The organism is Salmonella sp. 2020_1395, assembly GCF_043848115.1.
Classification (GTDB): domain Bacteria; phylum Pseudomonadota; class Gammaproteobacteria; order Enterobacterales; family Enterobacteriaceae; genus Salmonella; species Salmonella enterica.
Genome location: NZ_JBCMFH010000003.1, coordinates 166,501 through 181,080, shown reverse-complemented (window position 1 = coordinate 181,080; position 14,580 = coordinate 166,501). Strand labels below are relative to the sequence as shown.

13 protein-coding genes are annotated in these 14,580 nt (G+C 53.5%); 4 read left to right on the top strand and 9 right to left on the bottom strand.

The features are described 5' to 3' along the window. Positions 1 to 8: 8 nt before the first annotated feature. Positions 9 to 1,685, bottom strand: coding sequence for a YbaL family putative K(+) efflux transporter (ybaL, locus tag ACH0WD_RS05735; RefSeq protein ID WP_000546209.1), 1,677 nt, complete (start codon positions 1,683 to 1,685; stop codon positions 9 to 11). Positions 1,686 to 1,899: 214 nt separating this feature from the next. Next, positions 1,900 to 3,120, bottom strand: coding sequence for an MFS transporter (locus tag ACH0WD_RS05730; RefSeq protein WP_001251593.1), 1,221 nt, complete (start codon positions 3,118 to 3,120; stop codon positions 1,900 to 1,902). A gap of 172 nt (positions 3,121 to 3,292) precedes the next feature. On the opposite strand from ACH0WD_RS05730, the gene ushA reads away from it, so the two are divergent. Then, a complete protein-coding gene (gene ushA, locus ACH0WD_RS05725; RefSeq protein ID WP_395201884.1) occupies positions 3,293 to 4,945 on the top strand; it encodes a bifunctional UDP-sugar hydrolase/5'-nucleotidase UshA in 1,653 nt (550 codons plus the stop codon). Positions 4,946 to 5,061: 116 nt separating this feature from the next. On the opposite strand, the gene ybaK is transcribed toward ushA, so the two are convergent. From ybaK to copA, 4 genes are all read right to left on the bottom strand, one after another. After that, positions 5,062 to 5,541, bottom strand: a complete 480-nt coding sequence (gene ybaK / locus ACH0WD_RS05720) for a Cys-tRNA(Pro)/Cys-tRNA(Cys) deacylase YbaK (RefSeq protein ID WP_000186618.1) — start codon at positions 5,539 to 5,541, stop codon at positions 5,062 to 5,064. A 201-nt stretch (positions 5,542 to 5,742) separates the two neighbouring features. After that, positions 5,743 to 6,537, bottom strand: a complete 795-nt coding sequence (locus ACH0WD_RS05715) for a TraB/GumN family protein (protein ID WP_000421861.1) — start codon at positions 6,535 to 6,537, stop codon at positions 5,743 to 5,745. An 85-nt stretch (positions 6,538 to 6,622) separates the two neighbouring features. Beyond that, entirely contained in the window at positions 6,623 to 7,450 is an 828-nt protein-coding gene (locus ACH0WD_RS05710; RefSeq protein ID WP_000488545.1) for a lysozyme inhibitor LprI family protein, read from the bottom strand. Positions 7,451 to 7,603: 153 nt separating this feature from the next. Then, positions 7,604 to 10,105 (bottom strand): copper-exporting P-type ATPase CopA, encoded by a 2,502-nt coding sequence (copA, locus tag ACH0WD_RS05705; protein WP_000083912.1) that lies wholly within the window; start codon positions 10,103 to 10,105, stop codon positions 7,604 to 7,606. Between the two features lie 109 nt (positions 10,106 to 10,214). On the opposite strand from copA, the gene cueR reads away from it, so the two are divergent. Continuing rightward, positions 10,215 to 10,631: a Cu(I)-responsive transcriptional regulator gene (gene cueR, locus ACH0WD_RS05700; RefSeq protein WP_001026760.1), complete on the top strand. Its 417-nt coding sequence runs from the start codon at positions 10,215 to 10,217 to the stop codon at positions 10,629 to 10,631. On the opposite strand, the gene ACH0WD_RS05695 is transcribed toward cueR, so the two are convergent. Beyond that, positions 10,632 to 11,084 (bottom strand): NfeD family protein, encoded by a 453-nt coding sequence (locus ACH0WD_RS05695; protein ID WP_000561177.1) that lies wholly within the window; start codon positions 11,082 to 11,084, stop codon positions 10,632 to 10,634. After that, the gene (locus tag ACH0WD_RS05690; RefSeq protein WP_000906146.1) at positions 11,081 to 11,998 is read right to left on the bottom strand and encodes an SPFH domain-containing protein; all 918 of its coding nucleotides are present in this window, start codon (positions 11,996 to 11,998) and stop codon (positions 11,081 to 11,083) included. Before ACH0WD_RS05690 ends, ACH0WD_RS05695 begins: the two co-directional genes overlap by 4 nt. Before the next feature lie 146 nt (positions 11,999 to 12,144). Here ACH0WD_RS05690 and fetA point away from each other — a divergent pair, with 146 nt between their 5' ends. Together fetA and fetB are read left to right on the top strand one after the other, a co-directional pair. Continuing rightward, positions 12,145 to 12,822, top strand: a complete 678-nt coding sequence (fetA, locus tag ACH0WD_RS05685) for an iron efflux ABC transporter ATP-binding subunit FetA (RefSeq protein ID WP_000140192.1) — start codon at positions 12,145 to 12,147, stop codon at positions 12,820 to 12,822. Further along, positions 12,809 to 13,588 (top strand): iron efflux ABC transporter permease subunit FetB, encoded by a 780-nt coding sequence (fetB, locus tag ACH0WD_RS05680; protein WP_001002130.1) that lies wholly within the window; start codon positions 12,809 to 12,811, stop codon positions 13,586 to 13,588. Before fetA ends, fetB begins: the two co-directional genes overlap by 14 nt. Positions 13,589 to 13,673: 85 nt before the next feature. On the opposite strand, the gene cnoX is transcribed toward fetB, so the two are convergent. Further along, the gene (gene cnoX, locus ACH0WD_RS05675; protein WP_000116056.1) at positions 13,674 to 14,528 is read right to left on the bottom strand and encodes a chaperedoxin; all 855 of its coding nucleotides are present in this window, start codon (positions 14,526 to 14,528) and stop codon (positions 13,674 to 13,676) included. Positions 14,529 to 14,580: the final 52 nt, after the last annotated feature.

The window sequence follows — 14,580 nt, the reverse complement described above, 5'->3', positions numbered from 1 at the left end:
GAAAACCCTTAACTGGCGACGACTTCACCTGCGGGCGGCGTTTCAAGCAGTTCCAACATCGCCCGGGCAATTTCTCGCTCGCCCATCACTACCTGATTGGCTCCCCGCTCGGTAATATATTTCACTTCATCATCATAGTGCGCGCGGGCGATTATCTCGATATCAGGGCTTTTTTCCCGCGCTGAGGCGACAATCTCGCCGGCTTCGTAACCGTTGGGGATGGTCAACAACAGCCAGCGGGCGCAGTCCAGATGCGCCAGATTCATGATTTCTTCGTTAGCGGCGTTGCCCAGCACGGCGCGAATCCCGCGTTCGCGCAGTTCATCCACGCGGGTACGGGACGTTTCGATAACCACCAGCGGAATCCCCGCCGCCAGTAGTTTTTCTCCCAGCAGACTGCCTACGCGGCCAAAACCCACCAGCAGGGCATGATTACAGATATCCACCGGAATTTGCTTCTCTTCTTCGATAGCCTCTTCCAGAGTTTGCTCTTCCAGCGTTTCGGTTTTCGCCAGATACTTCTCCAGCAGGGTAAACAGTACGGGATTAAGCATAATCGACAAAATAGCGCCTGCCAGCACCAGGTTCTGTCCCGCTTGCGGCAGCAGATTGAGCGCCATGCCGAGTCCGGCGAGAATAAAGGCGAACTCGCCGATTTGCGCCAGGCTGGCGGCAATGGTCAGCGCGGTTCGCGGCGAGTGGCCGAACATACGCACCAGGAAAAACGCAGCGATCGATTTACCAAAGACGATAATGGCAAGCGTCGCCAACACCGCCAGCGGCTGTTGGATCAAGACTAACGGATCGAACAACATGCCGACGGAAACAAAAAACAGGACGGCAAAGGCGTCGCGCAGCGGCAACGTATCGTGCGCCGCCCGGTGACTCAGTTCTGACTCATTAAGCACCATACCAGCGAAGAACGCGCCCAGCGCAAAAGAGACGTCAAACAGTTCTACCGCGCCAAACGCAATGCCTAACGCCAGCGCCAGTACGGAAAGGGTAAATAATTCGCGCGAGCCGGTGGCGGCGCTGCGAGCCATAATCCACGGCACCAGGCGGCGTCCGACCAGCATCATGATGGCGATAAACGCCACCACTTTACCAATGGTTATCCCCATATCGACTGTCAGCGAGGCTATGCCGACATCGCCTTTTTCCACCATGCCGGCAACGGCGGGCAGCAAGACCAGCGTCAGCACCATCACCAGATCTTCGACAATCAGCCAGCCGATGGCGATTTGTCCGCGTTGGCTATCAAGGAGTTGCCGCTCCTCAAGCGCGCGCAGCAGGACGACGGTACTGGCGGTAGACAGACAAAGCCCAAAAACGATGCCAGTCATTAATGACCATCCCAGCACGGCGGAAAGCGCCATACCCAGCAGCGTCGCCACCGCTATCTGAGCGACAGCGCCGGGAATGGCGATAGACTTTACCGCCATCAAATCCTTCAGCGAAAAATGCAGCCCGACGCCAAACATCAATAGAATCACGCCGAGCTCCGCCAGCTCCGGCGCCAGTTTGGTATCCGCAACAAAACCCGGGGTAAAAGGTCCCGCCAGAACGCCCGCTAACAGATATCCCACCAGTGGAGAAATACGCAATTTGTTGGCAATCATGCCGAGAATAAAAGCGAGCACAAGGCCGCCGACAATGGTGGTGATAAGCGGGGTAGCGTGATGCATTCCGTCTCCTTTGGTTGCTGGACTCCAAAACTCCGGGTAATAGTTTATGACAATTTCAATCAGGATGTTTATAAAAAATGGTTGTGTTTTATAAAAAAATACAATCTGACGGTAAAAAGAGCACGGAACGGAAAAGTGATAAGTATGGGATGGGCAAAGCATGATGGCATCGGGATGTACAGGCGGTTAAAGCGTACCTTTAACCGCCATAAAATCACGCTTTATGTCGATTATCAGGTAAGAATATGGTCAGTATCCCCAGAAGCGGCAGGAAAGCACAGATTTTATAAACTAAATAGATACTGGTATGGTCGGCAATCAGCCCCAGCACCGCTGCGCCCAGGCCTCCCATCCCGAAGGCAAAACCGAAAAACAGGCCGGAAACCATACCGATGCGTCCTGGCAGCAGCTCCTGGGCATACACCAGAATGGCGGAAAACGCCGACGCGAGAATAAAGCCGATAATCACCGTTAAAATCCCCGTCCAGTACAGTGTGGCGTAGGGTAAAACAAGGGTAAACGGCGCGACGCCGAGAATAGAGCCCCAAATCACATATTTCCTGCCGATTTTATCGCCCACCGGCCCGCCGATTACCGTCCCGGCAGCCACCGCAAACAGGAAGGCAAACAGATGGAGCTGCGCGTTTTGTATTGATAATCCGAATTTTTGCATCAGATAAAAGGTGTAATAGCTACTGATGCTCGCCATATAGAAATATTTCGAGAAAATGAGTAGCAATAATACGCTGACCGCCAGCACGACTTTATTGCGCGGCAGCGGGTTAGCGATTATCGCTTTTGGCTTGCCTTTCGCTATCCGGTGCTGGGCTGCATACCAGCGGCTGATCTGCGCCAGCACCACGATCGCCAGCAGCGCGGCCAGCACAAACCAGGCGACATTCCCTTTGCCATAGGGCGCGATAATCACGGCGGCCAGCAGCGGGCCCAATGAACTGCCGAAGTTACCGCCGACCTGGAAGATAGACTGCGCCAGACCATGACGTCCGCCGGAGGCCATGCGCGCCACGCGGGACGATTCCGGGTGAAAAACGGACGAGCCGGTACCCACCAGCGCCGCAGCGAGCAATACGCCGCCAAAACTTCCCGCCATTGCCAGCAGTACCAGCCCGCTCAGGGTAAAACACATGCCGACAGGCAGCGACCACGGCATGGGATATTTATCCGTCCAGTAGCCGACGACCGGTTGCAGTAGCGATGAGGCGAGCTGGAACGTCAGGGTGATCAAACCTATCTGGACGAAGGTCAGCGAGAACTCCGCCTGCAACAGGGGATAAATGGCTAAGATTAGCGATTGGATCATATCGTTCAGCAGATGGGAAAGACTGATCGCGCCCAAAATACCAAACGAAGTACGTGCTTTAGCGGCCGCTGCGGGCGCGCCGGCTAACGGCTGGGTTGGTTCACTCATGGCCATAGAAAGTCACTTAAATTTTATGCGATGTTGGAGATAGTAGGATGTGTAATTATTACTTGCCTAACATACCTGTGAAATGTGTTTGAAGGAAGTCTCAATTCTGAAAACATATTTGTCTATTATTGCAAGGAAAGGTAATTTCTGCGGTTGATATTGAGTCAGGGAGAGAAAGATGAAATTTTTGAAACGGGGTGTGGCGCTGGCGTTACTGGCGGCGTTCGCGCTGACGACTCAGCCTGCACAGGCTTACGAAAAAGATAAAACCTATAAAATTACTATCCTGCATACCAACGATCACCACGGTCACTTCTGGCGCAGCGAATATGGCGAATATGGTCTGGCGGCGCAAAAAACGCTGGTGGACAGTATCCGTAAAGAGGTGGCGCAAGAGGGGGGAAGCGTCCTGTTGTTATCCGGCGGCGACATTAATACCGGGGTGCCGGAATCCGATCTCCAGGATGCGGAGCCCGATTTCCGCGGGATGAATCTGATTGGCTACGACGCTATGGCCGTCGGTAATCATGAATTTGATAATCCGCTCACCGTATTGCGCCAGCAGGAAAAGTGGGCGAAGTTTCCCTTTCTTTCCGCCAATATTTATCAAAAAAGTACCGGCGAGCGTCTGTTTAAGCCGTGGGCTATTTTTACACGCCAGGATATAAAAATCGCGGTAATCGGCTTAACCACCGATGACACGGCGAAAATAGGCAACCCGGAATATTTCACCGATATTGAGTTTCGTAAACCTGCTGAAGAAGCAAAGGTGGTGATTCAGGAACTTAATATGAATGAAAAACCGGACGTGATTATCGCGACCACGCATATGGGACATTATGACAACGGCGATCACGGTTCGAACGCGCCGGGCGACGTTGAGATGGCGCGTAGCCTGCCTGCCGGTTCGTTGGCGATGATTGTGGGCGGTCACTCACAAGACCCGGTATGCATGGCGTCGGAAAATAAAAAACAGGTGAATTACGTACCGGGAACGCCCTGCGCGCCGGATAAGCAAAATGGCATCTGGATCGTGCAGGCGCATGAGTGGGGTAAATATGTGGGCCGCGCGGATTTCGAATTCCGTAACGGCGAGATGAAAATGGTTAACTACCAGCTTATTCCGGTAAATCTCAAGAAAAAAGTGACCTGGGATAACGGGAAAAGCGAGCGTGTACTTTACACGCCGGAAATCGCCGAAAATCCGCAAATGCTCTCGTTATTAACGCCGTTCCAGAATAAAGGTAAAGCGCAACTGGAGGTGAAAATTGGTAGCGTGAATGGCCTTCTTGAAGGCGATCGCAGTAAGGTCAGATTTGTCCAGACCAATATGGGACGGGTGATTCTGGCTGCGCAGATCCCGCGCACCGGCGCCGATTTTGGCGTGATGAGCGGCGGCGGTATTCGCGACTCGATTGAGGCGGGAGATATTACCTATAAAAGCGTGCTCAAGGTACAGCCGTTTGGCAACATTGTGGTGTATGCCGATATGAGCGGCAAAGAGGTGGTTGATTATCTCACCGCCGTAGCGCAGATGAAACCGGACTCCGGCGCCTATCCACAGTTCGCCAATGTGAGCTTTGTCGCCAAAGAGGGCAAGCTCACCGATCTGAAAATCAAAGGCGAGCCTGTTGATCCGGCTAAAACCTATCGCATGGCGACGCTGAGTTTCAACGCCACGGGCGGCGATGGTTATCCGCGCATCGATAACAAACCGGGATACGTGAATACCGGGTTTATTGACGCGGAAGTGCTGAAAGAGTTTATTCAGCAGAATTCACCGCTGGATGCGGCGGCGTTTACGCCAAAAGGCGAGGTGAGCTGGCTGTAGCGGTACGGATAGCCATTTCTGCCTGATGGCGCGCAGCCTTAAGGCCTACGGATTATATATGCTGTAGGCCGGATAAGGCGTTTGCGCCGCTATCCGGCAATGTATTTTACGCAGGCTTAATCCCGACGCGCGATATCAGCGAATTTAGCACCCAGGATGGCGGCCAAATCGTCAGCCGCCAGTTCAATATCCAGCCCGCGTTTACCACCGGAAACATATATAGTGGCAAACGTGCGGGCTGGCGCGTCAATCAGCGTAGGCAGCCGTTTCTTCTGTCCCAGCGGACTGATCCCACCGACCAGATATCCCGTGGTGCGTTGCGCCACCATCGGGTCGGCCATATCGACCTTTTTCGCGCCCAGAGCTTTGGCGACTTTTTTCAAATCCAGCTGTCCGGCTACAGGCGTCACGGCGACGGCCAGTTGCTTCATATCGCCATTCACGGCGACCAAAAGCGTTTTATACACCTGATCGGCGTTTAGCCCGAGCTTACGCACCACTTCATCGCCAAAGTTAGTTTCATTCGGATCGTGATCGTAGGTGTGAATGTTAAACGGAATCTTGTTTTTTTCGAGTAACTTAACTGCGGGTGTCATAACGTTCCTTCTTACTACAGACGTGATTTGCCATCAGCATACGCCCGAAAGCGGACTAAAAAATAGTATAATCTTGTGCATTAGGTCTTGGCAGTTGCGGCAACTTTGAGCGACAATCTGAAGATCCGAAGCGAAAGCGTCGGGATAATAATAACGATGAAATTCCTCTTTGACGGGCCAATAGCGATATTGGCCATTTTTTTATTTCAATATTTGCGGTAGGTTGCCTTCGCCGTACAGATGTAGCGCCCCTACGGCTACCACGTAGCGTCCCGGCGGCAGTGCCAGCAGCGCGTCGCGCCAGGCTTCATTGCGTTTCACCATCAGTACATCATACAGCGGTTGGCTAAACGTTCTGGGAAGCGAAGCGCCGACGCTGGTCGGCGGCTGTTCAAGCCACCAGCCGATCATCACCTGCAAAAGCCGTGCGTTGGTGTGCCAGTGCGTCAGCGTGTCGTCGAGCAGCGCCATCCCGCCATCGGGCAGATCGCAGAGTAGTTCGAGCTGGTGTTTCGCCCCTTCCAGCTCTTGTACCGGCAGCGACATTTCGCGGGCAGCCTGTAATAGCTGATAATCAATGCCATAGTCCGGACGCAATCCCAGCCGTTGCGCCTGCGTGGCCTGTAGCACCATAGCTATCTGCCATAAAGGTTGATTATCAAAATGGATCAGCGGCATACCCAACTCGCTGACCCGTTTTTCCAGTGCGCTTAGCTGCCCGGCGCTGAGACGTTCGACCAACGGCGGGCATTTGGGGAGATTGCTGAATGGCGTTTCGTTACCAGAAATATCCGCTTCAACGACCAGCGCGTCGGCCTGGCGTAGCTTTTTCACCAGCTTTGCTGGAAGAGGAGCCATATCGCGCGTCCCCATATGAATACTGCCAACCAGATGCAGATGACGACCGCCGGGCAGGGAGAGATCGATAGCAGGCCAACTATTTGGGGTACCACGCAGCGCGCGCCATAAACGTTTAAGTTGATTTAATAACTCCATACGCGCTCCCTTTGAAAAAGCTCATGCTAGCGCGTTGGAGAAAAGGGCGCAATGCGCCCTGACGGGACGTCAACGATCGGTCGGGTTATTCGCTGCCGTCGAGATAGGCCGTTCTGGCGATGGTCATTTCAAGCTGGCATTTATAAATACTGATGCGCTTTTCAGCGGGTATGGCCTCGGATTTTGCATCGCTAAGTTTGCCGCACTGCTGCTCTTTTTTGGTCACCCAGACTCGCTGTTCTTGTTTTAATGCCGTTCGGGCAGAAGCGGGTAGCGATTTCCAGACCTGATTAAGCTCGCGATCTCTACTCTCAAATTTCTTTGCTGCGATTTCAATCAGTGAGTTATTTTTTTTCTTTATAATGCTATCACCAGATACCGTCATTCTTGCCATTACATAAATAGACCGCGCCAATTTATCGGTTTTTTGCACAGGGGTGACAACAATATCTTTGTTGTTGTCTGCTAGCTGAATATTGTAGTTAACCTGTTTCCAGGTCACCGTATTGTTTATTACCTGTCCATCCCCTTGTGAAATATAGAATAGAGTGTTTGGTAAGTCTTTCATTAATTTAAATAATGGCTGAGGAATACCCATGGCGACGGTAGCCGAGCAAGTTCGTAAGTTGGCATTTTCTGCTTGAGGGTTCTGCGTGATTACATCACTGAATTGAACAGGAATAGCCCGGAGTTGTTGCTCGTATTGAGTCTGGGGGATATCGAAGAAAAGCGTGGAGGGCTCTTTAATATAGTCTTGCTGTAAACGACCTAATGCTTCATTGTAAATCCATTCTTTTGCCGCCGTGACTGCATTATCGTTGCCACATTTTAACTCTGGAGTGGAATCAAATAACCCTGCATAACTGACGGCGGGAGAAAGCAGGAAAAGAAGCGTAACTGCTTTTCTAAACATAAATAACACATCCTTATGATTCAAAAAAACATTATAAAATGTTGATTTTTATTTTTCTACAGGATGTGCGGTTAAATTTTTATATATTGATACGGTAAATTACTGATGGCTTAATAATATATCAGGCAGCTGATGCTGCCTGATATAGCGTTTTTACGCTTTCGGTTTAAAGCGCAATAGCCGGTTGGCATTGCTTACGACGGTAATGGAAGACAGCGCCATTGCCGCGCCCGCTACTACCGGGTTTAACAAGGTACCGGTAAACGGCCACAGAATACCGGCGGCCACCGGGATACCAATGCTGTTGTAGATAAATGCGCCAAGCAGGTTTTGCTTCATATTGCGCAACGTCGCGCGCGAAATGGCCAGCGCATCCGCCACGCCCATCAGACTATGGCGCATCAGCGTAATCGCCGCGGTTTCAATCGCCACATCGCTGCCGCCGCCCATCGCGATACCGACGTCCGCCTGCGCCAGCGCGGGCGCATCGTTGATACCATCGCCGACCATCGCAACCTGACGACCCTGGCTTTGCAGACGTTTAATCGCATCGGCTTTGCCATCCGGCAGAACGCCCGCAATGACTTCGTCAATACCCGCTTCTTTGGCAATCGCGTTAGCCGTCGTTGGGTTATCCCCGGTGAGCATTACCAGACGGTATCCGGCGTTGTGCAGGCGTTCAAGCGCGGCAATACTATCGCTGCGCAATGGATCGCGTACCGCCAGTAACGCCGCCGCTTTACCGTCAATCGCCAGCAGGACCGGAGTCGAGCCTTGCGAGGCCTGCGCGGTGATTTCCGCCGTCATATCATCCGTGGCGACGTGCTGTTTGTTCAGCAACGCCTGGTTCCCCAGAAGCAGTTGATGGCCTTCCGCTTCACCGCTGACGCCCAGTCCGCGCAGAGTTCTGAAACCGTTCACCTGCGGCAGTTTATCGTCGCCAGCTTTTTCCAGAATCGCATGGGCCAGCGGGTGGCTGGAGCCTTGTTCGAGCGCGGCTGCCAGACGTAATGCCTGAGCTTCATCAACGCCGTTAAAGGTTTTTACCGCCACCACTTGCGGCTTGCCTTCCGTCAGCGTCCCGGTTTTATCAAAAACGAGGGTATCCAACGTACTGGCGCGTTGCAGGGCATCGGCGTCGCGTACCAGCACGCCGAATTCGGCAGCGCGGCCTACGCCGGAAATAATCGACATTGGCGTCGCCAGGCCTAATGCGCAAGGGCAGGCGATAATCAGTACGGTGGTGGCGATGACCAGCGTATAAACAATTTGCGGCGCCGGTCCGAAGAAATACCAGATAGCGGCGCTGAACAGCGCAATGGCCACGACGACGGGAACGAATACCGCGGAGATTTTATCGGCCAGTTGGCCAATTTCCGGTTTACTGCTCTGCGCCTGGCGTACCATGCGAATAATGCGTGACAGCGTGGTATGACTGCCCACCGCGCTGGCGCGGAACAGGACGCTGCCGTCCTGGACGACGGTGCCGGCATGAACGCTGTCGCCTTCGCCTTTTTGCTGCGGAATAGGTTCGCCGGTCAGCATGGCTTCATCAAGCCACGCTTCGCCCTGGGTAATTTCGCCATCCACCGGCACGCGATCGCCGGTAGTGAGCCGCAGCAGCATCCCTGGCTGAACGTCCGCCAGCGGGACGCTTTTTTCGCCGTCTTCTGTCACGACGCGTGCGGTGGGCGGGGTGAGATCGAGTAATTTTTCCAGCGCTTTTGAGGAACGCTGACGGGCGCGCGCTTCCAGCATGTGTCCGAGATTAATCAGACCGATAATCATCGCGCTGGCTTCGTAATAGAGGTGCCGCGCTTCCATCGGGAACCACTGCGGCCACAGGTTGACGCTCATGGAGTAGAGCCAGGCGACCCCGGTGCCGAGCGCCACCAGCGTATCCATCGTCGCCGTACCGTTCAGCAGGCTTTTCCACGCGTTACGGTAAAAGTGACCGCCCGCAAAGACCATCACCGCAAGCGTGATCAGGCCAATAGCCAGCCACAGGCTGCGGTTGTCGCCGGTCACCATCATGTTATCGCCGATCATCCCCCAGACCATGACCGGTATACCGACCGCCAGAGCGACGATGGCCTGCCAGCGAAAACGTTTCATGGTGGCGATGGCGGTTTCCTGCTGGCGCTCGCGGCGTTTGATGTCATCTTCAATCGCCTCTGCGCCGTAGCCGGCTTTTTCCACCGCCTGCACTAAATCAGCGGCGGACGCGCTGCCCATCACCAGCGCAGTGCGTTCCGCCAGGTTTACCCGTGCCTGCGTGACGCCCGGTACGCTTTGTAGCGCATGTTGTACGCGGGTGACACAACTGGCGCAGCTCATGCCGCTTAACAGCAACTGTTGGCTTTCTTCATCGGCCGTCGCTACCGGAAGCTCATGAGGAACCGCTGCCAGTGCTTCCGACGGGATTGATGACTCCGTCAGCGGTTTAGCCTTTGGGTGGCTTAACGTCGCGCCATACCCGGCTTGTTTGATGGTTTCAATTAACGCGTCCGCACTGGCGGTACCGGTAACGTGCGCTTCGGTTACGGTGACGTCCGCCAGCTCAACATCCGGACGTTGTTCAAGACTTTCTTTCACGCGTTTAACGCAATGACCGCAGGACAAACCGTCCAGGGTCAGGTCGATAGTTTGAGACATAGTAAAAACTCCTTTATGATTGGTCATCAATTCATTGACCTTAGTAATCGTAGTGACTCACTGTGATAAAGGTTAAACCTTCCAGCAAGGTTAAGGTCAAGGGGGAAATATGAATATTAGCGATGTGGCGAAAAAAACCGGTTTAACCAGCAAAGCCATTCGGTTTTATGAAGAGAAAGGGCTGGTGACGCCGCCATTACGTAGCGAAAATGGTTATCGCACCTACACGCAGAAGCATTTAAACGAGCTGACGTTGCTGCGACAGGCGAGGCAGGTGGGGTTTAATCTGGAAGAGTGTGGCGAACTGGTCAATCTGTTTAACGATCCGCGACGCCATAGCGCAGATGTGAAAAAGCGGACGCTGGAAAAGGTCGCGGAGATCGAGCGCCATATCAGCGAGCTGCAATCAATGCGCGATCAACTGCTGGCGCTGGCGGAGAGTTGTCCCGGCGATGACAGCGCCGACTGCCCGATTATTGATAATCTTTCCGGCTGCTGTCATCACAAGGCGCAAAAGCCACGTTGATTAAACGGCGCGAATGCGTAGGGTGATGCCTTCCACGGCGATCACTTCGACATGCGTACCTGCGCGCAGGTCTTCGTCAGCGCATACCGGCCACGAGCTGTCGCCGACACGCATATGACCCCGTCCGTTCACTAACGCGGCATCAAGCATAAACCGGCGGCCTACCAGTTGTTGTCCGCGTTGGTTAAGGCGGCTGTCGGTCGGCTTCTGCTCCCGCACGCGACGCGCCAGCCAGCGCCACCAAAGCCAGGCCGCCAGCAACGTTAAGGCCGCAAACAGCACGCCCTGCCATTCCCAGCCGAGCGGTAAGAGCCAGACGGTTAAGCCGGTAATCACTGCCGCCACGCCGCTCCACAGCAAATAGCCGTTACCGCCGAGCATTTCCGCAGCCAACAACAGGCCGCCGAGGCTAAGCCAGAAGATATGCGGATGTACCAGAATCATCGCTATCATGCTTTTTTCCGTTCGCTGGCGCTGTCCTTAACCAGCTCGCTGATCCCGGCGATAGCGCCCATCAGACTGCTGGCATCCAGCGGCATCATGACCACTTTGCTGTTATTCGCCGAGCCGATTTGCTGTAACGCTTCGGTGTATTTCTGCGCCACGAAGTAGTTTATCGCCTGAATATCCCCGGCGGCGATGGCTTCAGATACCATCTGCGTAGCGCGGGCTTCCGCTTCGGCGGAACGTTCGCGCGCTTCCGCCTGCAGGAAAGCGGACTGACGTTCGCCTTCTGCTTTCAGAATCTGCGACTGTTTTTCCCCCTCGGCTTTCAGGATTTCCGCCTGACGTACCCCTTCGGCCTCAAGGATATAGGCGCGTTTGGTACGTTCCGCTTTCATCTGGGCGTTCATAGAGGAGATCAATTCCGCGGGCGGGCGGACATCGCGAATTTCGATACGGGTAACTTTAATTCCCCACGGATTGGTGGCTTCATCGACAATATGCAGCAGCCGCGTGTTGATGCTGTCGCGCTGGGAGAGCATTTCATCCAGCTCCATCGAACCGAGCACCGTACGGATATTGGTCATGGTCAGGTTAATGATCGCCAGTTCCAGGTTACTGACTTCATAAGCGGCGCGCGGCGCATCGATAACCTGAATAAAACAGACCGCATCGATAGTGACGTTGGCGTTATCTTTTGAGATCACCTCCTGCGACGGAATATCCAGCACTTGCTCCATCATATTGATCTTGCGGCCAATTCTGTCCATAAACGGTACAACAAGGCTTAATCCCGGCTGCAGGGTTTTGGTGTAACGTCCAAAGCGCTCCACCGTCCACTGGTATCCCTGCGGAACGATTTTGACGCCCGCGCCGACGATCACCAGCGCGACGAAAATGAGAATAGGGATAAGAATGAGCATAGCTAAACCTCCTGTTGCGTTGTCCATAAACCGATTTTGCTGACGAATTAAGCGAATTATACCTGATTCAGTAAAGCATGTTCCCCCCTTATTAATTACAGGGATACACTATCGCTATAAAAATATGAACAACGGATGCGCAATAAATGACAGAACGTAGCATGTTGCTTGAGTTAAAGCAGGTCGGTTACCGGACTGCGACGACAAAAATAGTGAATAACATCAGTTTTACGCTGCAACGCGGCGAATTTAAGTTAATTACCGGTCCTTCTGGCTGCGGAAAAAGTACGTTGTTGAAAATGGTGGCCTCGTTAATAAGCCCTGATATCGGCGTGATTCTTTTTGAGGGGCAGGATATTACTACTCTGAGTCCGGAAGCCTATCGCCAGCAGGTTTCTTATTGCGCTCAGACGCCAGCGCTATTTGGTGATACGGTTTACGATAACCTGATTTTTCCCTGGCAAATTCGCCATCAGCGCCCGCAGCCGACAGCCTTCGCAGACGATCTGGCGCGTTTTGAACTGCCGGAGACGATTCTGCAAAAACCGATTGCCGCGCTTTCCGGCGGGGAAAAACAGCGTATTGCTCTAATTCGTAATCTACAGTTTCTGCCGAAAATACTGTTACTCGACGAAATAACCAGCGCGCTGGATGAACATAACAAACGGAATGTGAATGATATTATTCATCGCTATGTTCGCGATAAGCAGGTCGCTGTCTTGTGGGTAACGCATGATAAAGATGAAATTCAACACGCGGATAAGGTGATAACGTTAACGCCATCTGCCGGAGAGATGCAGGAGGCGCGTTATGAACGAGCATAATATTACCAATACCTCGCTGGCGTTATCGATGCTGCTGGTGGTGGTCGCGATGCTCATCAGTCACAAGGAAAAGCTGGCGCTGGAAAAAGATATTCTGTGGAGCGTATGCCGGGCGGTGATACAGCTCATTATTGTCGGCTATGTACTGAAATACATCTTTGGCGTTAATCATGCCGCCCTGACGCTGCTGATGGTGCTGTTCATCTGTTTTAACGCCGCCTGGAACGCGCAAAAGCGCAGTAAATATATCGATAAGGCATTTCTCTCCTCGTTTATCGCCATCACCGTCGGCGCCGGACTAACGCTGACGGTACTGGTGCTTACCGGTTCGATTGAATTTGCGCCGATGCAGGTGATTCCCATCGCTGGCATGGTCGCCGGCAATGCGATGGTGGCGGTAGGGCTGTGCTACAACCAACTGGGGCTGCGTTTTCATAGCGAGCAGCAGCAAATCCAGGAAAAATTAAGTTTGGGCGCAACGCCGAAAATGGCCTCCGCCGGGCTTATCCGCGATAGTATCCGCGCATCGCTTATCCCGACGATCGACTCGGCAAAGACCGTTGGGCTGGTGAGCCTGCCGGGGATGATGTCCGGGCTGATTTTTGCCGGGATCGATCCGGTAAAAGCGATTAAATATCAAATTATGGTAACGTTTATGCTGTTGTCGACAGCCAGCCTGTCTACCATCATTGCCTGCTATTTAACCTACCGGAAGTTCTATAATTCGCGTCATCAGTTGGTAGTGATGCCGCTCAAGAAATCATGATAGTGGCCGGATGATGGCGCAAGCGCCTTATCCGGCCTGAGGACGACAGGTAGGCCAGATAAGCGCGCCATCAGGCAAGAGAGGATTAATACAGTAGCGCGTACAACTGGCGGCGGTATTTCGACGCCAGCGCGTCGCCGGTGCCGAGCGCGGCAAGGATCTCCTGGAAGGTTTTGCGCGTCTGTCCCTCGGCGGCGGTAAGATCTTTTCTCAGATGGCTGAACAGCAATTCCAGCGCTTCTTCATTACGTCCGACCTGGTGCAACTGCAACGCCAGTTGCGTTGCCAAAGCCGCATCCTGCGGATTCTCCGCGACTTGCTGCTGAAGTTGCTGAATTTCCGGCGTATCCGCCGCCTGTTTAAGCAGTTCGATCTGCGCAACCAGCCCCTGATAACGGGTATCCTGATCCTGTAGCGGGATAGTTTTTAACACCGCTTCGGCCTCTTCAGAGCGGTTCAGCGCAATTTGCGCTTCCGCCAGTAACAGGCCAATCTCACCGTTCTGCGAAGAGAGCTGCCAGGCGTCTTTGAGCAACGGCAGCGCGTCAATGTAGTTGCCCTCCTGCATTAACTGCATCGCTTGTTGCGCTTTTAGCTCTTCTTCACGCGGCAGTACTTTATCCAGCAGAGCGCGGATCGCCTCTTCCGGCTGCGGCCCCTGGAAACCATCGACCGGTTGGCCATTCTGGAACAGATAGACAGTCGGGATGGCGCGCAGACCAAACTGAGCGGCGATCATCTGTTCGGCGTCGCAGTCCAGCTTTGCCAGAATAAACTGACCGTGGTACTGGGCAGCCAGACTTTCCAGCACTGGCGTTAATTGCAGACAGTGTTGGCTGCGTTCAGACCAGAAATAGAACAGTACCGGCGTGGTCATGGACTGCTCTAAGGTCTGCTGCAGGTTGGATTCATTAATATTGACAATGTTCTGTACGGACATGGCGTCGCTCTCTTTTGTCTGTGTCACGTTTACATGGGGGCTGACTGGCGCG